Annotated in this window: 16 protein-coding genes; 10 read left to right on the forward strand and 6 right to left on the reverse strand. The window is 45.6% G+C overall.

What is annotated here, in order from left to right; genetic code table 11:
• The first annotated feature begins 77 nt into the window (after nt 1-77).
• The 3 genes from MSG38_RS02930 to MSG38_RS02940 are packed head-to-tail and all read left to right on the forward strand — an operon-like array spanning nt 78 to nt 4118.
• Nucleotides 78-1403 carry a cytosine permease gene (locus tag MSG38_RS02930; protein WP_248400959.1) on the forward strand — a complete coding sequence of 442 codons (1326 nt, stop codon included), beginning with the start codon at nt 78-80 and terminating at the stop codon, nt 1401-1403.
• A gap of 5 nt (nt 1404-1408) precedes the next feature.
• Nucleotides 1409-2533 (forward strand): DUF917 domain-containing protein, encoded by a 1125-nt coding sequence (locus MSG38_RS02935; protein WP_248400960.1) that lies wholly within the window; start codon nt 1409-1411, stop codon nt 2531-2533.
• A 4-nt stretch (nt 2534-2537) separates the two neighbouring features.
• On the forward strand, nt 2538-4118 hold the full coding sequence (locus tag MSG38_RS02940) for a hydantoinase/oxoprolinase family protein (protein WP_248400961.1): 1581 nt from the start codon (nt 2538-2540) through the stop codon (nt 4116-4118).
• Between the two features lie 150 nt (nt 4119-4268).
• Here MSG38_RS02940 and torS read toward each other — a convergent pair whose 3' ends face one another.
• Nucleotides 4269-7280, reverse strand: a complete 3012-nt coding sequence (gene torS, locus MSG38_RS02945; RefSeq protein WP_248400962.1) for a TMAO reductase system sensor histidine kinase/response regulator TorS — start codon at nt 7278-7280, stop codon at nt 4269-4271.
• Nucleotides 7281-7372: 92 nt separating this feature from the next.
• Here torS and torT point away from each other — a divergent pair, with 92 nt between their 5' ends.
• The gene (gene torT, locus MSG38_RS02950; RefSeq protein WP_048608737.1) at nt 7373-8401 is read left to right on the forward strand and encodes a TMAO reductase system periplasmic protein TorT; all 1029 of its coding nucleotides are present in this window, start codon (nt 7373-7375) and stop codon (nt 8399-8401) included.
• A 60-nt stretch (nt 8402-8461) separates the two neighbouring features.
• Nucleotides 8462-8917, forward strand: a complete 456-nt coding sequence (locus tag MSG38_RS02955) for a methylglyoxal synthase (RefSeq protein WP_017064778.1) — start codon at nt 8462-8464, stop codon at nt 8915-8917.
• 121 nt (nt 8918-9038) lie between these two features.
• Here the strand turns inward: MSG38_RS02955 and MSG38_RS02960 are convergent, their stop codons facing one another.
• Nucleotides 9039-9389 (reverse strand): VOC family protein, encoded by a 351-nt coding sequence (locus MSG38_RS02960; protein ID WP_248400963.1) that lies wholly within the window; start codon nt 9387-9389, stop codon nt 9039-9041.
• Between the two features lie 87 nt (nt 9390-9476).
• Nucleotides 9477-11552 (reverse strand): DNA helicase IV, encoded by a 2076-nt coding sequence (gene helD, locus MSG38_RS02965; RefSeq protein ID WP_248400964.1) that lies wholly within the window; start codon nt 11550-11552, stop codon nt 9477-9479.
• A gap of 177 nt (nt 11553-11729) precedes the next feature.
• Here helD and yccS point away from each other — a divergent pair, with 177 nt between their 5' ends.
• The 5 genes from yccS to MSG38_RS02990 all read left to right on the forward strand — a co-directional run bounded on the left by yccS (nt 11730) and on the right by MSG38_RS02990 (nt 17284).
• On the forward strand, nt 11730-13913 hold the full coding sequence (gene yccS / locus MSG38_RS02970; RefSeq protein ID WP_248400965.1) for a YccS family putative transporter: 2184 nt from the start codon (nt 11730-11732) through the stop codon (nt 13911-13913).
• Between the two features lie 332 nt (nt 13914-14245).
• Nucleotides 14246-14431 carry a hypothetical protein gene (locus tag MSG38_RS02975; protein ID WP_029235859.1) on the forward strand — a complete coding sequence of 62 codons (186 nt, stop codon included), beginning with the start codon at nt 14246-14248 and terminating at the stop codon, nt 14429-14431.
• A 121-nt stretch (nt 14432-14552) separates the two neighbouring features.
• On the forward strand, nt 14553-14873 hold the full coding sequence (locus tag MSG38_RS02980; RefSeq protein ID WP_048612972.1) for a hypothetical protein: 321 nt from the start codon (nt 14553-14555) through the stop codon (nt 14871-14873).
• A gap of 161 nt (nt 14874-15034) precedes the next feature.
• On the forward strand, nt 15035-16297 hold the full coding sequence (locus MSG38_RS02985; RefSeq protein ID WP_086969385.1) for a hydroxymethylglutaryl-CoA reductase: 1263 nt from the start codon (nt 15035-15037) through the stop codon (nt 16295-16297).
• 75 nt (nt 16298-16372) lie between these two features.
• Nucleotides 16373-17284, forward strand: coding sequence for a LysR family transcriptional regulator (locus MSG38_RS02990; protein WP_248400966.1), 912 nt, complete (start codon nt 16373-16375; stop codon nt 17282-17284).
• Nucleotides 17285-17359: 75 nt separating this feature from the next.
• Here the strand turns inward: MSG38_RS02990 and MSG38_RS02995 are convergent, their stop codons facing one another.
• The 3 genes from MSG38_RS02995 to MSG38_RS03005 all read right to left on the reverse strand — a co-directional run bounded on the left by MSG38_RS02995 (nt 17360) and on the right by MSG38_RS03005 (nt 20797).
• A complete protein-coding gene (locus MSG38_RS02995) occupies nt 17360-18274 on the reverse strand; it encodes a YjjW family glycine radical enzyme activase (RefSeq protein WP_248400967.1) in 915 nt (304 codons plus the stop codon).
• A 43-nt stretch (nt 18275-18317) separates the two neighbouring features.
• The gene (locus MSG38_RS03000) at nt 18318-19883 is read right to left on the reverse strand and encodes a YjjI family glycine radical enzyme (protein ID WP_248400968.1); all 1566 of its coding nucleotides are present in this window, start codon (nt 19881-19883) and stop codon (nt 18318-18320) included.
• A gap of 314 nt (nt 19884-20197) precedes the next feature.
• The gene (locus MSG38_RS03005; protein ID WP_017064785.1) at nt 20198-20797 is read right to left on the reverse strand and encodes a methyltransferase; all 600 of its coding nucleotides are present in this window, start codon (nt 20795-20797) and stop codon (nt 20198-20200) included.
• Between the last annotated feature and the right edge of the window lie 158 nt (nt 20798-20955).

A 20955-nucleotide genomic window follows, 5' to 3' on the forward strand; every position in this document is an offset into this window, starting at 1 on the left:
GTTTACATCTGATTATATTCATTTATTAACAATAAATACATCAGTATGCTTTATTCACACTTATGGAATAACAATGCATGGATGGCAATATGGCGGCAGAAGCTTACGTGAATAAACCCGAAGCAACACACAGCCACAAAAAGATAGATGACTTCGAATTGGAACCCGTACCCGAGAAGGCCAAACGATCTTGGTGGGTTATCAGCCTTATTTGGTTGGCTATCGGCATCGATATTTCGGGATTGTTTCTCGGCTCGATTCTAAGCAGCGGTATTGGTTTTGAAGACGCACTGCTTGCCACGTTTATTGGTTCAGGCTTATTGGCGATCATCGCTATGCTGTGTGCCAACATTGGCTTTCAAGCCGGCGTCTCTACCCCGCTGGTGAGCAGCGCGGTATTTGGTCGTAACGGCGGTAAAATCCTTGGCTTCATCAACGGCATCTCATTAGTTGGCTGGTTCGCATTCCAGGCTGATTTCTTCGCTTTCATCATGGTCGATGCACTGGCGAAATACGACATCATAATTTCACACCTCACCGCTCTTATTGGCGGCAGTGTATTAATGATGATGACGGCTATCTATGGCGTTCGCGCTTTAGGCAAACTCAGTACCTATTCAGTTCCATTGATGGTGACGCTGATTACCATCGGTTTGTTTATGGCCGCTGATTATCAAGGTGGCGCAGCGCCATCGATTGAAGACCCTTTGACACTAGGCCAAGCCATCTCTTTTGTTATGTCTATCTGGATTCTTGCTGCGGTTGCTGCGCCTGATATTGCTCGCTACGCCAAAACACGTCGTGATGCGATTTTAGGAGCGGGTATCGGTTTCCTCGTCGGCAACAGTGCCATTATTCTTATCGCATTGATCTTGACCAAAATGACCGGCACCGACGACCTAGTTGAGGTCTTCTTCACCTTAGGTTTAGGTATGGCTGCCATCATCGTACTGGTGTTTGCTCAATGGACCACCAACAGTAGCAACCTGACCTCTGGCGGCTTATGCATGTCGATGGTTCTACCGAAGATTCCGCGCCCTGTTCTGGTTGTGATCATGACCATCGTCGGTATTGGCATTGCTCAACTCGGCATGGTGAACAAGTTTACTGACTTCTTAATGCTCCTCAGCGTAACCATTGCGCCTGCGGCAGGTGTCTACATCGTTCAATATTATGTTTTAGATTCAACAAAAATGAGCTTTGAGAACATCCAGCAAGTTCCAGCTTGGATGTTTAAAGGTTTAGCTTCTTGGGCATTTGGTACTGTCTTCAGCGCTTGTACCGCACCAGAGTTTTTCAACCTGTTTTCGTTCACCAGCATCTCGGCGTTAGACGGCATTCTTGCCGCTGGTGTGATTTACCTCGCCCTAATGAAGCTTACTCCTTCAAGTGATAAGGAATAGTAGTTGTGATTATTACTGAACAAATGATTGATGATATCGCGCTTGGTGCGACGGTATTAGGTACTGGCGGCGGCGGTGACCCATACAGCGGTGCCTTGATGGCGAAAGTAGCCATTGCAACGGCAAAGCACCCTGTACGCATGATTCCTTTAGAAGACGTGCAAGACGATTGGATGACAGTGCCCTCTTCAATGATTGGCGCACCAACCGTCGCAGTAGAGAAACTCAATTCGAAAGATCAAATGTTGATTGCTTTCGAAGCGATGGAAAAAGCGCTCGGCACTGAAGTAGCGGCAACGTTTCCTATCGAAGTCGGAGGTTTTAATTCGCTGATTCCAATTCTCGTTGCAGCACAAAAGAACATTCCTGTGATCGATTGTGATGCGATGGGACGTGCGTTCCCAGAAGCTCAGATGGTGACCTTCTTTCTTGATGGTCTCCCTTCTGCCCCAAACACATTGGCCGACGAGCGTGGCAATGTCGTCACGCTTTATCCGATTGACGGTATTTGGTCTGAAAAGTTTGCGAGGCCGATTACCGAACAGATGGGCGGCTCTGCAGCAATGTGTGATTACCCAATGAACGGTAAGAACCTAAAACGCAGCGCACTGCCTGCAACACTGACTCAAGCAATGAAGATTGGTGAAGCGATTAGACTGGCGAACGACAACAATCAGAGTGGTACACAGGCCGTGTTAGACATTGTCGGCGGCCATACCATCATCAGTGGCAAGATTGTTGATATTCAACGTGAAACCGATGGTGGCTTTGCGACAGGTGGTGTCGTAATTGAAAAGCTGGCTCAGTTTGAAGATACCGGCGTCGATAACGTGTTTGTGCAGTTCCAAAACGAATTACTTCTCGCTCACAAAGGCACAAGCCGCGCCGACATGAACCAAGATAACCTGCTGGCATCAACACCAGATCTTATTTCGATCTTGGATCATGAAACGGGTAAACCAATCACAACCGAACAACTTCGTTACGGGCAGCGCATCGATCTTATCGCCTACCCTTGCGACCCTAAATGGCGCACTGACAAAGGCATCGAAGTCGCGGGCCCGGGTTACTTTGGCTACACAGTCGAGTATCAAACCACTGAACAACTAAAGTCTGCATTGAAGAGGTAGTCGCATGACAAACATTACGCTTGATTACTGCCGCCTTGGCATTGACGTAGGTGGCACCAATACCGACGGTGTGCTGCTCGACGCAGACTTGAATGTGATTGCCAAAGTAAAAACCGCAACCACACATGACATTTCAACCGGCATTGATAACGCGATTTCTGCACTATTAAACCAAGCAAACATTGATGGCAAACAGGTGAAACATGCGATGCTTGGTACCACTCAATGCACCAACGCAATCGTTGAACGAAAAGGTTTAGACAGAGTCGGCATGATTCGCTTAGCGCTTCCAAGTGGTGATAGCGTCCCGCCCCTTTGTGGTTGGAGTGAAGCGTGGCAAACACTGCTTGGGGAGCACTTCTACCAAGCACACGGCGGCTATGAATACGACGGCCAGTTGATTGCCGATATTCAAGAGTCTGAGATCCGCGAGCTTTGCCAGAAAATGAAAGGCCAAGTGGATTCCATTGCTATCTGCGGTGTCTTCTCTCCCGTCAATGGCGACCAGGAGCTTCAAGCAGCAGAGTGGATTCAACAAGAACTTCCGGGGGTGAACCTTTCGTTATCCCATAAAGTGGGCAGCTTAGGGCTTTTAGAACGCGAGAACGCCACTATCCTCAATGCGGCTCTGCAAGGTACAGCAAAACGATTCGTAGACGGCTTTTGTAATGCACTCATCAATCATGAAATCCACACCACACCTTATTTCGGTCAGAACGACGGCACACTGATGTCGCAACAATTCGCATTGATGTACCCGATTCTCACCGTGGCTTGTGGGCCAACGAACTCAATTCGTGGAGCGAGTCACTTAACGAAGTTAAAAGACGCGATTGTGGTCGATGTGGGCGGTACTACGTCTGATATTGGTGTGCTGACTCACGGTTACCCAAGAGAATCGAGCCTCGCAGTAGAAATCGGCGAAGTGAGAACCAACTTCCGTATGCCTGATATTTTGGCGTTAGCTATTGGTGGTGGTACCAAAGTTCGCTTTGAACAACAGCGTATAGAGCTAGGTCCCGAAAGTGTTGGTCATACCTTAACGCAAACGGCGCGTAGCTTTGGCGGAGATGAACTTACGCTCACCGATATTGCACTCAAAACAGGTCAAATGCAGTGGCAAGCAGAACATCAACTGAGTGATGAGATTGGTGTTTCGGCCGAACAAGCAAGCAAGGTTTATCAACAAATGGTCACGGATGTTGAAGAAGGCATCGATAAGATGAAGACCTCTGCAGCGAGTGTACCCGTGATCATGGTTGGCGGCGGCAGTGCACTATTCCCAGATCATTTTGAAGGAGTAAGCCAAGTGGTTCGCCCTGAGCACTTTGAAGTAGCGAATGCGATTGGTGTTGCGCTGGGAGAAATATCAGGCCAGTTCGATAAGATCGTACCGATTGATCCAGCATCACGTGAAGAGACCTTAAAGAGCTTGGAAGAGCAATCAAAGCAACTGGCGATTGAGGCGGGCGCATGCAGCGACAACGTTGCAATCATTGAACGCAGCGAGATTCCATTAAGCTACCTACAAGGTAATATGGTTCACGTTAAGATCAAAGCAGCTGGACATATCAAGATGATTTAAAGTGAATCAACGAAAATTGTATTTAACCAAATCCTATAACTAAAAAGCAGCCAATTCTTTCATAAAAAATGAAGAAATTGGCTGATTTTTATGTTGTTACTTTTGGTTTCTAGCTCACGATACGTTTCTGTCGCAACCTAAGGTTTGTTTTTATAACTGCTCTTGCAACGCCTCAAGTGACTCTTGAACCAACTTCGACAACTCGCTATCTTTGCCTCGGTATTCACTTAATGGATCGCTGCTCGCCTCTATCACTTGGCAAGCATTGAAAAGTTGCAACAAACCTAAACTGCCCGCGGAACCTTTCAGTTTATGAGCGAGAGATTTTACCTCACGTCCATTGTTCGAATCATTCGCTTCGACCATTTCGCTTAAAGTGACGCGGCTACTCTCTTCAAATAGTCCCACAATCTGCTTCATCTTTTCTAAGCCAAGAATGGACAAGTCACCTTTGATGACATTGGAATCAATCAATTTCACAGGAGTCTCTCCTTCGTCTTCAGTTTGCGAAGCTTTGATAGCTAGATCAGAGACGACACTCGCCATCTGAGATGAGTACAACTCGTTGCCTTTATTACGTTGAGGCTTGCTGTTTTGACTGCATATAGAATCGTTAGGATCAGGTTGTGGCAGTAGCAAAGTCTTGCCATCAAGCTGTGTTACAATGAGTTGAGCAAGTGCCTCTTTCTCTAACGGCTTAGGCAAGAAGCCATCAAAGCCAGACGACAAGTAGCTTTCAACTTCTTCGTTAAACACATGAGCCGATACTGCGATCATTGGAGGTACTTTTCGAATTACGTCTTCTTCACTTTCATGCTGAAGCGCATCGTCTTTGAGCTGTTGAATTAACTCGACGCCATCGCAATCTGGTAAGTTAATATCCACCAACGCAATATCAAACTCTTGCTCACTGAATATGGCTCTCGCTTCTTGTCCGGTTGTCGCAATCACAACCTCGTGGCCTAGATTATGCAGAAAGCCTTCAGCAACGATGCAATTTACTGGGTTGTCTTCAATCAGAAGTACCTTCGCTCGAATACACGCTTCAATGACTGGTACTTTCGTTTCTATCTTCTCACCGGCTTCAAGTGGCAGTGAGAACCAGAACTGGCTACCCTCGCCTTCTTCAGAATGAACGCCAATGTCCCCGTTCATTGCCAACATGATACTTTTACTGATCGCCAATCCAAGCCCTGTGCCGCCGGTTTTGTTGCGACCGCTATCGGTTTGGGTAAAGGCATCAAACAGGCAAGATTGTTCGCTAGCGTCAATGCCGACACCGGTATCTGACACTTCAAACATCACTCGATTTTCATCTTCGATATCTAAACTGATAAAGATATCGACCGAGCCACTTTCCGTAAACTTAATCGCATTACCAACCAAGTTATTCAAGATTTGGCTGATTCGCGTTACGTCACCACGCCAATAGCGTTGCACGTCACTTTCAATATGGAAATCAAAATTGAGCTTCTTCTCAGCGGCGCGCCCTTCCATCAATTGGTAGGTATCTTGAACCATCTGATGAAGGTCAAACGACGCTGTGCGGATTTCCAGATGCCCCGCTTCTATCTTTGAGTAATCCAACACGTCATTCAAAATCGCGAGTAGGTTCTTACCGCTGCGGTTAATGATGTCAGCATAGCCGGATTGCAACGGGTCTAGCCCGGTATCTTTGAGCAATCTTGCGGTACCTAACACACCGTTCATCGGCGTTCGTATTTCATGACTCATCGTCGCAAGGAAAGCAGATTTCGCGCGGCTAGCTTGTTCTGCGGCGTTGCGAGCCTTAGCATGGTTCCCTACCTCGATATTCAGCTTCTCATTGGTCTTCTGCAGCTGATAGGTTCGGTCTGTGACCAACTCTTCTAAGTGTTCTTTGTGCTCTTCAAGTTCGCGTTTCGCCTTTGCTTCACCCACCGCAACGACTTGCAGCGCCTGCGCGGTATTTCTGGCAGTGATGATCGCCTCGCCCATATGAGCCAACTCATCATTACCCTTAACCGAGATATCAATATTCAGGCGACCTTGTGCGATAGACATCAAGGCCGATGAGTATTCAGTAAGGCGTTTCACGACCGAGATATACACCACTCGCCACACGATAAATGCGACGATAACCAAGCCAATAACCGAAATCACAGACAGCGACCATTGAGCCAAATTCAACGTGCTCGTCAGCTCATCAACCGCTTTTTTGGTGCTGCGGTTTGAATCATCAACCAGTTGGTTAACCGTTGTATTCAACTGAGAGAACAACTCCAGTGTATTTTGCATCAGAAACTCTGACTTTTTGGTGTTCTCATATTGTTCTAACGAAATATCAAACACGACTTGGCGTTTTCTGAGCTCTTCAAGAAGCTGAGACATCTGCGCTGAACGAGTAGGATCTTCGACCGCTTTAACGCGGCGTGCCATGATTCTTAGATTGGATTCAAACTCAGATTGGATTTGATGAATACGTTCTACGTTGGTGACAGTCTGTGTCTCTTCTATTTGATTGAGCATTTTGAACGCCAGCAAATGCAATTCATGTAGACGCTCTGACAAATCAAGATCAACCTCTACAAGCGCATCCAGGGCTTGGTAGGCTTTATCCGTTTCTTTGGTTTCTAGCAGGTCATAGATGTGCGTTACGTTAGCAACCGCGATGGTAGCCGTGTTCAAAACTTGGGTTCGCGTCAGCTGCTCTAGCTCTTCGGCAAGTAAGCGCATCTCTTCGACACGAGACGACAGCTCTTTGTTTAACCAAAGCTTACGCTCAACCGACACACCCAACTCAGCCAGTGTGTTAATAACGCTTTGAACATTATTTTCGAGTTTATTAAGAAGTTGAGAATCGAAACTATCGACACCAAGATCTTTGATATGTTGAAGAAGCGACTCAAGTTGGTCAAACAGTACGGTGCCAGCCTCTTTTCTTTCAGCTTCGTTTCTCGCATTAGAAAGTGTTTGTACTGACGAAATAATACGGTTACTCAACTCAGAAACCTGACGAGCTTCGATCATGGCAGGAAGCGCCGAATCAACGACGTTTCTTTCCGTTTTGGCTACAAAGCTAAAACCAGAAACACCGATCAATGCAGACAATAGAACCAACAGTGCCATCACTAAGAATGAGGCCAGCAGCTTGCGTCCAATACTCGCTGAAGCTAACAACATAAACTCTAAACCTTAAAACGTTCTTCTTTACCCATGCAGAATACGCTATATTTTGCAGTGTTTCTTATCTAAAACCAATAAAACGGCAATTCATGCTATCTAGACCTTTCGCTTCAATAATTCTTCTCTCACTACTGGCCTCAGTGACTACTGTCGCAAGTGCTAGCGAGCCTTTGAGCCCAATAAAACCAGCCGAAGCCACATCGCAAAAAGAGAAAATCTGTGCCATTTATCCGCACCTAAAAGACTCATACTGGTTGTCTGTGAACTACGGAATGATCTCTGAAGCAGAAAAGCAGCAAGTTGAGCTAAGAGTATTGGAAGCTGGCGGTTACCCCAACGTGGCCAAACAAGCCTCGCAACTGGTGCTTTGCACACAATGGGGAGCCGATGCCATTATTTTAGGTACGGTTTCACCCGATGCGTATCATGACAATCTCAGCGATTGGGTTGGCTCGACGCCTGTGTTTGCTACGGTAAATGAGTTAACCGTCAATGAAGAACAACAGAAGGTATTAAAAGGTACGGTCGGTGTCGATTGGTACCAAATGGGATACCAAGTCGGAGATTTTTTGTCGAAACGACACCCGAAAGGATCAGGCGAAACACCTATCGCCCTGTTACTTGGTCCACAAGCAAGTGGCGGCACTAAGCCTGTGGCACTGGGGTTTTATGATGCGATCAAGTCGAGCGATATCAAAATTGCGATCAGCTATTGGGCAGATAACGATAAAGAACTGCAAAGAAACCTAGTACAACAGGTGATCGAGGAGCCGGATATCCAATATATAGTCGGAAGTGCCGTCGCGATTGAAGCAGCGATCAGTGAGCTACGAGCAGCCGATAAAACCGAAGAGATTGGATTAATTTCAAGTTACCTAAGTCACGGAACCTACCGTGGTTTACTTCGTAACAAGGTACTTTTTGCGCCAACAGATAAAATGGTTGAGCAAGGTCGCTTGTCGGTAAAACAAGCCACGAGTTACTTACGCGGTCAACCTTACGAGCAACACAGCGCACCGATTATCGAAGCGCTTACACCTGCAACTCTCAAAGATCAAATTATCGCAGACTCATTGTCACCTTCTGAGTTTCGTCCTGTATTCAGTGTGAATCCATAGTGCTATATTGGTTGAAGAACTCAAAACAATAAAAACGAAACAACAATTTAGGGAACATTCATGCAAAAAACAACGCGCACTATGCCAACACACAAGCATATCGCTTTGGTCGCTCATGACCACTTCAAACCTGAGCTACTAAGATGGGTCAAAGAGAACAAAGAAAAACTACAAAAGCACTTCCTTTACGCAACGGGCACGACTGGTTCTCTACTCAGTAAAGAGACAGGCCTAGCAATCAAGAGCATGATTAGTGGCCCTATGGGCGGTGACCAACAACTTGGCGCGCTTATCTCTGAAGGCAAGATCGATATGCTGATTTTCTTCTGGGATCCACTTAATGCTGTACCACATGACCCAGACGTAAAAGCACTGCTTCGTATCGCAAGCGTTTGGAACATTCCTGTGGCAACCAACCGCGCTACCGCTAACTTCCTGTTTAACTCATCACTGCTTGAAGAAGAAGTGATCATCGAGATCCCAGACTACGAAGCGTATCTAGCAGAGCGCACGTAATCGCACGTTAAATGTGCTCTCTACTGAACAGACTAAAAAGCCTGCATTTTATCGCAGGCTTTTTTATGTCTCGTTTTCAGGCGTTAAACAGTTCAATCCTAAAACAGTGCAGTGAATCTCTCTACTTGTCACTCCACACTGCCATCTCGTTGCCACTTGGCTCTCTGAAATGGAAACGTCTGCCGCCGGGAAAGCTAAAGATCTCACGGTTTATCTGACCACCAGCATCAATTACATCGCGCTCGGTTTGCTCAAGATCTTGGCTATAGAAAACCATCAGCGCCGCGCCGTTATCCGTATTCGACGCCAGATCCGCCAAATAGAAGCCACCCATTAAGCCTTTGCCTTCAAAAGCAGAATACTCAGGGCCATAGTCTTCAAAGCTCCAACCAAACACTTGGTCGAAAAACGCCTTAGTTGCAGCGATGTCTTTCGCAGCAAATTCAATGTAGTTAATAGAGCCGTGTTCCATAGCAAACTCCTTATGCTTTATGCGTCTGCCTTGTGATATCAAGGCAGGGCTTGAAGATCTAATATTAGACAATCACGTCAAGTAACATCACTTTTTACGAACAACGGGGTAATCAGAACCATGCAGCTCCTGCACAAAACCAGAACCGTCACCGCTGTGCGTGATCCATACTTTCTCTTTTGCTCGCGTCATTGCTACATAGAACAAACGACGCTCTTCTGCATAAGGGAACGCGTCTGATGATTCAGTCAATGCGCCATCAATATGTAGTTGTTTTTTCTTAGTCGGGAACTGTCCTTCGTCAACACAAAGAATAATGACAAAATCCGCCTCTTTACCTTTACTGCCGTGGCAAGTCATGAACTTGATATCAATGGACGTGAAGATCTTCTTCCAATCTTCCAACAACTCTGGCTTATGGTAATGATTACGTCCAAGTAGCAGCACAGACTTGTTGGTTTTACCTTTAGATTGGCGGTTCAATTGGTCGAGGATCTTCTCAACTTCTTTACTTGGCGCACTGTACACCGCCTTCTGCTTCTGTTGCTTGAAGCTGTTCAGTTCTTTCGGAATCTGAATTGGGTTTTCTTGTACAAAACGATTAGCCACCGCACCTAGCTGATTGTTAAAGCGATAAGTGGTATCGAGGTGATGAATGGTCGAGCTTTCAAAACGATCCTTAAAGCCCGTGGTCAAATCCACATCCGCACCTGTAAACTGGTAAATCGACTGCCAGTCATCACCTACTGCAAAAATAGAGGCTTGATGCTCGGCTTTAGACTGATTACAAAGTGCTTCAACCAAAGCAAGGCGATCTGGCGAGATGTCTTGGTATTCATCGATCATGATGAACTTCCAAGGTGAGATAAACTTGCCCTTCTCGACATACTGGGTCGCTCGACTGATCATGATTGAGAAGTCGATATGATTTTGTTCTTTCAGTTCCTTTTGCCAAGCCGTCACACATGGCCAACACAGTGACAGTTCGCTGTTGAGGCGCGTATAGTCTCGATGATCAATCAGCTGTTGCTGTACTTCTTTTTTCGTTAAGCCCGACGCATTCAACTGTTCAAGCTGCTTTTCAAGCCAACCGATCAATTTGAGGTTTGAAACGTGACTACCAAGCTCATCGTCACCGGTTAAATAAGCGATTGGCCATTTAGACAAGTGTTTTTGCCAACGTTTGAAGTTGGTCGGTGTCATCCAGTGCTTTTTCAACCAATCAATGCACCATGCTTGGCGTTGATTATCATCGAGCGCGAGTGGAGAAATAACCACGCGTTCGGGTTCAACTTGATTCAGTATCTTTAAGCCCAACTGGTGGAAAGTGCTGACTTGCACCTTCTCGGCAGATAAACCAATTTTGCTGTCGAGACGCTGCTTCATCTCTTCTGCCGCTTCACGACCAAAAGCGAGCAATAGCAACTCTTCAGCTTGAGCTTGATGGCTTTGTAGTAAATACGCGACGCGTGCCGTTAGAACGCTGGTTTTACCCGAGCCTGCGCCCGCTAAAATAAGGTTATGATCATCATTCATCAACACCGCATATTGCTGCGATAAGTTCAGTGGTGACGACTCACATTGCGCAAACAACACTTCCCAGTTTTTTCGCTCGGTCTCTAGCCATTGCTGATTTCTTTCAGCTTGCTTGATTTCCGTTTCAGATAACCATGGCTGCATTCTTGCGATGCGATTTGGCATGCGCTGCGCGGCTTCATCCAGAGTCATAGTCATGCTTTCTAAACCAGCGTTGACCATATCAACCCAAGTGTTGACCTTAGAATGCGGTAGGAAAGCAGGGAGTTGCTCAAGACGTGTTAATTCAGCTTCCCACTGAGGTACGTGTTCAGCCAATTGTTCACATTGAGTGTCGTGCCACTTCTGATAAGCGCTAACTGAGGCGCGTGCAAATTGACGACATTGATCCCAAGGTAAGCCTTGTACTAACCAACTGCGCTGTGTTCCATCTTGTTGATTAGCAAAAAATTGTAGCGATCCCCAGAACAATCCGCGTTTTATCGCGATCTTGCCACTCCAAATAGTAAATGGGATACGCTCTTCACTGCCTACTGAAGATAACAGCAAGCGTGGACCATCAAGTTCAACCTGATGATATTCATTTTGAATAAAAAACTGTGCAGTCTTGTTAGCGCTTAGCTGCATTGGAGTGTGCTCTTAATTGGGAATATTGAATTTATATCATGATGCAATGAGAATTAATAATATCTCATATCTTATCGACGCTTTCATGACCACCTACGGGCAATTATGGATAAGTATCAAATTCTTGTGCTTGATTTCTGTTAGGATTATGGTTTTTAGTGTGTCAAGTGAGCGACTGTGGACTTCTCAGCCAAATTGCGCCTCTATTGGGCGAATAAAACCATAAATTACAGCATATTAATTCTCATCACTCTGCTCGGTGTGGTGGTGCCTGCTTGGTATTATGGACAAAACACACTGATCACGCCTTTGATCTTGGGCGTTATTGCTGCGGCTCTTGCGGAAAGTGATGACAGCTTTACCGGACGCTTGAAAGCACTCACGCTGACCTTTATCTGTTTCGCCGTTGCGGCTTTCTCTATTGAACTTCTCTTCCATACGCCTTGGCTGTTCGCGATCGGGCTTTTTGTTTCAACCTTCTCTTTTATCATTCTCGGGGCAATTGGCCCTAAATACGCGAGTATCGCGTTTGGCTCTCTCTTAGTTGCCATATATACCATGCTTGGTGCACACGAGAGCACCAACCTTTGGTTTCAACCACTTCTACTGTTGACTGGCGCCGCTTGGTACTACTTCATGTCGATGATTTGGCAGATAGTGTGGCCAATGCAACCCGTGCAGCAAAACCTTGCCACGGTATTCGATCAAATCGGTAATTACATCGATTCAAAAGCGGAACTCTTCTACCCCGTTTCAGACTTGATTCCCCAACCACACCGAATCATTGAAGCCAAGCTCAATGCGAGTACCGTTAATGCACTTAACATGTGTAAAGCGACGCTGCTTAATCGCTCTAAGCGCGGACACATTGACGGCCCTAGTGACCGATTTCTCAACACCTACTTCATCGCACAAGATATTCATGAACGCGTAAGCTCTAGCCACTATCGTTATCAAGAGCTAGCAAAACACTTTGAACGCTCTGACGTGTTGTTTCGATTTAAGTATCTACTGGAAGCGCAGGCAAAAGCGTGTAAAGAAGTGGCGAGCTCATTGAAAGTTGGCGCTGAATACCAGCATGGTGACAAGTCTGTACTGGCACTTGATGAGCTGATGTCTTCGCTCAATCACCTGCACCAACAGAACAACCCTGAATGGAAATCACTGCTGAACCAGTTGGATTACTTATTCAATAACCTAGCAACCGTTGAAAAACAGCTCTCGAATATCAGCAACCCAGATGCAGAGAAGATTGAAGAAGGTGTATTGGACGATACCACCCCTCATACTTTGACGGCAATGTGGCACAAGATCAAAGCTAACTTGCACACCGATTCTATGCTATTCCGCCACGCGATTCGTATGGCGATCACTTTGACGCTGGGCTACGGGATTATCCAAGGTTTTGATATCGAACGAGGTTATTGGATTCTACTGACGACACTGTTTGTGTGTCAGCCGAACTACAGTGCAACCCGTCAAAAACTGACGGCGCGTGTCATTGGCACGGTCGCAGGTTTATTGATCGGAGTACCGTTACTGACTTTCTTCCCGTCGCAAGAGAGCCAATTGGTGTTCATTGTGATCAGTGGCGTGATGTTCTTTGCGTTTCGAATCAATAACTACGGGTTTGCGACCGGCTTTATCACACTGCTTGTGCTCTTCTGCTTTAACCAATTAGGTGAAGGCTACGCGGTAGTATTACCAAGGTTAGCAGATACCTTTATTGGTTGTGCCCTCGCCGTGCTTGCTGTCATTTATGTGTTACCTGATTGGCAATCGAAGCGACTGCACAAAGTGATGGCGGATGCGCTCGATTCCAATAAGAACTATCTCGCTCAGATCATCGGCCAATACCGTGTTGGTAAGAAAGATAGCCTTAACTATCGTATCGCTCGACGTAGTGCGCATAATAATGATGCAAACCTGACTGCCGCGATCAGTAGCATGTTGGTTGAACCGGGTAAGTACCGTACCTCTGAAGATGAGAGCTTCCGATTCTTAACACTCAATCATGCTCTACTTAGCTATATCTCGGCTCTGGGTGCTCACAGAACGCGTATTGATGATGAGGCAACACACAAACTGGTGCTAGATGCTCACAGAGTAATCCACGAGCATCTCGACGCTCTAAATGATCAACTCTATTCTCATAAAGAGCATTGTGAAGTGAAAAACGCTTATGACCCTGAGTTGGATAAACGTTTGAGTGAATGGCGAGAAGAAGATGAGAGTTCTGTCAGAATGGTTCTACAACAGCTCCATTTGATCTATCGAATGCTTCCAGAACTGCATACCCTAGCAACCAAGTTTGCCGTTAAGGTTAAGATCGACAAGCCGTTTGAAACGGAAGCTTCTTGAGCAACAAACAAAATACCGTAAAAACAAAAAGATAACGCCAATTGCTTATCTTTTGATCATCACAAATATTTATACATTGCTTTACCTATACCCCTAATTGGGTAGAGCAATTACTTACCTACCCTTGTGCCACAAGGGTTGCAGGCGTTTTTACATTGTAGAGATTTTCTGACTTTGATTGACCAAGCCTTAACTTTGCCTAACATTTCTCGGACAAAAAACGACCACAGGAATTTATAGTTGTCTTAGTTTCAAGAAACTTCAAACATCAGTTAATATTCACTTAATCTTGTTTGATTTCCTGAATCAGTAGGCTATGCTCTAAAGAGCATATGGATTTGAACAAAGGTCACACTATGAATACACAGCAATTTGAAGCATTTAAACAGCAAATACAGCTTCTTAGCCCACAACAATTAAAAGCACTTCAGGGTGAGATCGACGGCAACCTTGAAACAGAGAAGCCTTCTTTGCTTACTGATGAAGAGTTAAACGCGCTAAATGACCTGTTCAGTTAATAGACAGACGTCACTATTTTAGCTTAAGTTCACATTTTAACCGTAAATTTCATCTGTTCACCATTGCGCTCAAAATATCGTCCGCCTAGACTCATTTCATACGTCAATAAAAGGTTCTGATATGTCGATATCTGGTATCCAATCTGGTTACGCCATTATTCAGCAATCCACCAACATGGCTGAAGAAGCCGCAATCGAGCTCAACCAAGCCTCCAAACACGCTCTAGAATCCGACGACACTTTCCAAGCTAGCGATCTCAGCTTTAATCAAATAGAGCCTGAACAATCCATTTCCTTTAAAGACAAAGAACCTGAACCAGCTTCATCTTCAACCGATTCCTTGATTAAACTGACACAAAGCGCAAGTTATAACCGCGTTGGTGCGAGTGTGGTTGATCGTCAAAACGAAGCCATCGGTAGCCTTCTCGACATTCATATCTAAATTTCGCTCAAATACTGCCTATATTTGGCGAAACTTCGCTGCTTTTTGCTTCAACAACCACACAAACTGTAACTCATTATATCAGGCGCTTGTTTCTGGTTTATTACTCGGTAGAATCAGCGCAAACCAATTTGCTGCACAAACTTTACTTCATACTATTTATGCCAAAACTAAATCTGCATCGCCGTGACTATGTTTCTATTTTAGGAGGCGACATCTCCGCAGACGAATTAGAAAAAAAGCTTCAGCCTCATTTTGAAAAGCCAGTAAATAAGCTGACACCTAGCCCCTACCTGACAGAAAAGAATCTCACACGTCGCTGGACAGCGCTCGATAATGCAGATTCACAGCAAGAACTGCTCGACCCTCATACACAAAGCCAGATCCAAGCTTATGAGAAAAACATTGAGCACTTTATTGGCACAGTTAAAGTCCCTGTCGGTATCTCAGGCCCATTAAGAGTTAATGGCCTATTTGCTACGGGCGATTACCTCGTACCACTCGCGACCACAGAAGCTGCGCTTGTCGCGTCTTATAACCGTGGCTCTAAGCTGATTACGGCTTGTGGTGGCGCAAGTGCTATGTTGCTCAATGAAGGCGTAACACGTACTCCTGGCTTTGCATTCCAAGGATTAGTTGAAGCCGGACAGTTTGTGGCTTGGGCTGTAACTCAATATGACCAGTTCAAGATCTTGGCAGAATCAACAACATCACACGGCAAGCTGACCGACATCAATATCAACATCGAGGGTAACCATGTTTACTTGGTGTTTGAATTTCTAACCGGAGACGCTTCGGGTCAGAATATGGTGACCATCGCGACCAACGCCGTGTTTGAGTACATTATTGAAAATACGCCAGTTAAACCTGACCACGCTTTCCTTGATGGCAATTTGTCAGGCGACAAGAAAGCCAATACCCAAACCTTGCGCAGCGTGCGTGGCAAAAAGGTGACAGCAGAAGTGAATATCCCTGCTGAGCTTGTCGCTAAGTACCTACACACGACACCTGAGAAGATGGTCCAGTTTGGTCAAATGACCACAGTCGGTGGCGCTTTGAGTGGTACTATCGGTATCAATGCCCATTATGCGAATGCACTGGCGGCACTTTACATCGCTTGTGGCCAAGACGCGGCCTGTGTCGCTGAGTCAGCGATTGGTATGACGCGTATGGAACTCAACAAAGAAGGCGGTTTATACGCTAGCGTGACACTGCCTAACTTAATGGTGGGGACTGTCGGCGGTGGTACCGGCTTGCCAAGTCAAAAAGCCTGTTTAGATTTACTTGGGCTGCATGGCAACGGTAAATCACAAGCACTCGCTGAAGTTTGTGCTGCATTGTGTTTGGCGGGTGAGCTATCGATTGTGGGCGCATTTTGTGCCGGCCACTTTTCACGAGCGCACCATAAGTTAGCTCGTAAATAACCTTTATCCAATTTGGCTTGTTCGATTTTGTCGTTCATACAAAATCACAAGCCAATCTGAATGCGTGAGTCATAAATGGATTACTTACACTTATCTAGGGTGAGCCTTAAGCACCTCACTGCGCTGCATATTATGCTGAACACCCACAGCGTCACTCAGACCTCAGAGCAACTCTGTGTCAGCCCTTCGAGTGTAAGTAAAACCCTGTCTCAGCTGCGTGGCATCCTGAATGATGAGCTTTTTTATCGAGATGGTACCAAGCTTATCCCAACTCCCTTTGCTCTAAAGATAGCGCCCACGGTTCACGCAATTCTTTCAAGCATGAACGGACTGCTTCATCAGAAGAGTTTTACCCCTCATGAGTACCAAGGCAGCTTTTCACTTTCGATGCGCGAAAGTACCTTCGAAGTATTTGCCTCTAAGATAAGTAAAATCACCACTGAACTCGCGCCAAACGCGAAGCTCAACATCTATTCGAAACAACAGCTCGGCTTCGATGCTTTACTCAGTGGCAAGGTCAATTTGATCTTGTTGCCTCATGATATATCTCAGCCGCCGACCGATAACAAAGAGCTGGTTTGGGAAACAATTCTTCCAGATGAAATGGTTTGTTTGATGGGCGCACACCACCCTCTCGCTCAGCAAGAACTGACGGTGGAAGGCTACCTAAATTATAAGCACATTGGGATTTTAGATAACGAATTGTCTCAGCCTTATTTTGAACAAAACTTGGTTCAATGCCACCAGCCAAGAGAGATGGCAATATCGGTCGCGGACTTCGGTGCTGCGGCTGTGTTGTGTCATCACACGCCTTTCCTGTTCACTTGCTCTAAACAGTGGGCTGAGCGTGCTAAGCAAGCTCAGGGGTTAGTGAGCAAGCCCTTGCCTTTTGATTACGGTAAGGTGGCGTATAGCTTGGTGTGGAACAAACCCAACATGAATGATCAAGCGATCAAATGGTTGTGTGACCTGTTTTTAGAAGCTTAATATTTTTAGAGACTTAATATCTTTAGAAACTTAACGTTCTTAGAAGCCTGATTGACCGCCTAAGCAACATAGAGGTTAGGTATAAACCTCAGGGGTTTGCATCGGTCTTTGAACTATGGTGTAGAGCTTATCGTGAAAGCTCTGCATCTGTTGTTCGGTGCATTTCGGCCAATCTAACGCTTCGCCAATCACACCATGGTGTTGAAATGCATTCAGTCGAATTCGAACATCACTTGGTAGAGTCTTCAAGTAACGCCCCACCTGTTCAATTTCATCTTCAAGATCGCTTTTATTTGGGATATTCAGCAACCTAACTTCGTGCAGTTTTCCTTTATCTGCTAAGTAGTTAATGGTTTCAAACACCCTATGATTGCCTCTACCCACTAGCCATTGATGTGTTTCCGATTGCCATGATTTTAGGTCAATCATCGCACCATCGAGATAAGACAACACCTTGTCCCACCCTTGCAGTGACAGCGAGCCATTACTATCAATAAAGCACGTGAGATGCGCTAACTGTGGATCACTTTTAATCGCTTGAAACAGTTCAATGATAAATGGCAACTGCATGGTCGCTTCACCGCCAGAAACGGTAATGCCACTCAAGAAAAACTGATTATGTCTGACAAGCTCCATAACCTCTGAGACCGTCATTGTGGTAATTTTCGGGCTCGACTTATGGTCGCAGACATCAATGCACTGATCACAGTTAGTACAAGCTGCTGAGTCCCACTTCACTTTACCATCAACCATGCTTAAAGCGCGGCTTGGACAGCCACTCACACAATCTCCACAATGGTTACAGTGATTGATTGTGTGTGGGTTGTGGCAGGTAATACAGTCAAAGTTGCAGCCCTGAAGAAACAGCACCAAGCGATTTCCCGGGCCGTCAACACAAGAAAAGGTCAGCACACGGCTGACCTTCGCTTGTTTTTCTGTCTTATTATTTTTAACCCTAGCCATTTGAGTTGTTAGATCAGAAATTTTCATAATTCACATTATTCGTATTCGAAACACACAACACACGTTAAAGCTATTCGTATGTCGGCGACATCTCTAAACTCGCCACGCGTGGTTTACGCTCTAATATGCCCGTGTTCTTCGCAGCTTCAGCACCTAAGAAGGTGGTATTGGTGCGTGAGCCTTGCTCGTCATACTTGGCAATGTCAGACAGCTTAATCATGTAACCCGTCACACGAACCAAATCGTTTGATGTCACGTTAGCCGTGAATTCACGGTAACCCGCTTGAATCGCACCTTTACACAAGTTGAACATCGCTTCAGGGTTAGATTTCACTGTTTCGTCGATGGTCAGAATGTCACTGATGCCCGAGGTGTAGAACTTATGGTGACCCACAGTTGCACGAACGTAAGATACTGGATCCGGTTCGGTACCATAAGGAATACGGACACCCGGGGTCACATCTTCATCTAGGCTAATACCGCCTTGAGCATGCAGCAGAGCTTTACCTTCTAACCCATACTTCACTTCAGAGCGTTCAACGATCTCAGCCAGCTTTTCAGAGATACGGTGACCAAGCTGATTCGCCTGTTCATCGTGACCATAGCGCCCTGCTTGGCCCTCTTTCTCCATCAAGATGTTGACTGCTTCCGCCATGCCGTAAATACCGAACATTGGCGCAAAGCGGTCTTCTTCGATAAGGCCTTCTTTGGTCAGGAAGCCTTCAAAAAAATTAGACTCTTCATGTAAGAAGCGGCTACGAGCGTTCATCAACTCAACCATGATGCCACTGTAGTTCGGCAGTACTTGTTGTAAGAAATCAGCACTGTCCCCAGACTTCAATGCTACCTGCTTAAGATTCATACGCACCAAGGTGTTTGAACCGCCCGCTAACGGCAGAGAGTTGTAGCAGCTCACAATACCAAAACGCTTGTCGCCGTAAGCCTCGGCATGCGCTGGATAGTTTGCAATATGTGGTTTACTGCATTCACAGATGTTGCTCGCCGCATGACGAAGTAGATCATCAGGTGTCACAGCTGGGTCGTACATAAAGGTTAAGTTTGGCGCGATCTGCTTCAATTCAGCGTCTACACGTAAAATCGTACGACAGATAATGTTGTCTGTCGGGCCGATATTCACATGCATAAAGGCGTCTGGCAGTGTGCGATCCAACATGATCCAGAAGAGTTTAATCTTTTGGTATACCTGCTCTTCCGTTAAGTCGCCAACGAAAGGCATCAACACATCATCCAACTGACCTAGGTAAACCGGGATTGAAGTGACAGAAGGAACATGGTGGTAAAGGATGGTAAGCATGTTCAATGCTTCATCGAAGTTGGTTGCCGCACTAAGCTCTAAATACTCTGAGCCTTGATGTAAGTATTTAGAATAATCTGGAAGTACATAGCGCGGCTTAAATGGGGCGTGTCCTTCAAACATGTCACACAGCACACCTTGTTGTAAGGCTTGCTCTACTTCTTTGCTTACCGGCATATACGGCAGGCTGGCTTCAGCTTCTAAGGCAAGATAGCTCGACTTCTGTTTTGGTGACAGGTTGGCATCTGAAATGATATTGCTAAAGCGTTGTTGTTGCTCAGAAAGTGGTAAAGAAGTAGATGACGCAGATTGGTGGCTCATGATTAAACCCTTAGTGTTATTATGGACTTATTTTATATCTCACCGTTATGTTTCCACTAATGAAATGTATGCAAGACTACATTTCCAAAATGGAAATGAGTGATTTGTTAATTAGCGGTGTTGAGTTTTCTATGAGCGAGATGGGAAATAGAGAAACCAGAGTTAATAGCGAAGAAATGAGAAAGCGCTAACTCGTTCTGTTTAAAACGATAGCGCCAAAAAGAGAAAACCCACATAACTGACGGTAGAGTCGTTAATGTGGGTTTAGTCTTTAAAATGAGCATTCTGAATGCTAGCTCAAGGCATACACACGATTACAGATCTGGAAGCGCTTGTTTACGTCCAACACCCATTAATACCTTTAACTCTCCTTGTGGAGTGTCAATCGAGAACGGTGTAGAGACTTCAACCACTGCAAAGCCCGCTGCACTCAATACGTTTTCTGAGCGCTGTTGGCTTACACCGTAGTCTTCACTGTCGCTTTCCAAGTACCAATCCCAGTGTACAAACGTGCCGTCGTTTTCAAGCAGCGTGTAAATCAGACTGACTGTGTCTTGTAGGTTCGGGATAAAACCACACACCGAAGAGGCTACCACTAGGTCAAACTGGTTTCTGAATGCTGGATGCTGCGCTGCAAGTCCGCGCGATAAAATATCAACTACCGGTTCAACGTTAGGTAACTCTTTTTTATCTAACTCTTCAATCATCCCTTCAGAGATATCAAGTGCGATGATCTCTTTTGCTAAAGGAGATATTTTCTGGCTGAGTAGTCCTGTACCACAACCAAAATCAAGGACACGGGTTCCGTTTAAATCAACGAGCTGTGTTAACTGGTCAAATACGGACTGTGCGAATACTGCGGTCGCGGGATCTTTATCCCAATCAACGGCGTACTCGTCCCATTGTTTCGCCATCATGGCCTCCATCTTTACTTCTTGTAGGTTCGGAACCTCCCCAGAGTAAACCAAATTAGTCAATTCGTCATAGAGTTATCATGCAAAGATGGACTATTTCTAAGATAGTCAGCACAATATTCAGATAATATGCACCGACCCCCGCTCAATATGGAAAT

It is taken from the genome of Vibrio sp. 1CM24A, from assembly GCF_023161725.1.
Classification (GTDB): Bacteria; Pseudomonadota; Gammaproteobacteria; order Enterobacterales; family Vibrionaceae; genus Vibrio; species Vibrio coralliirubri.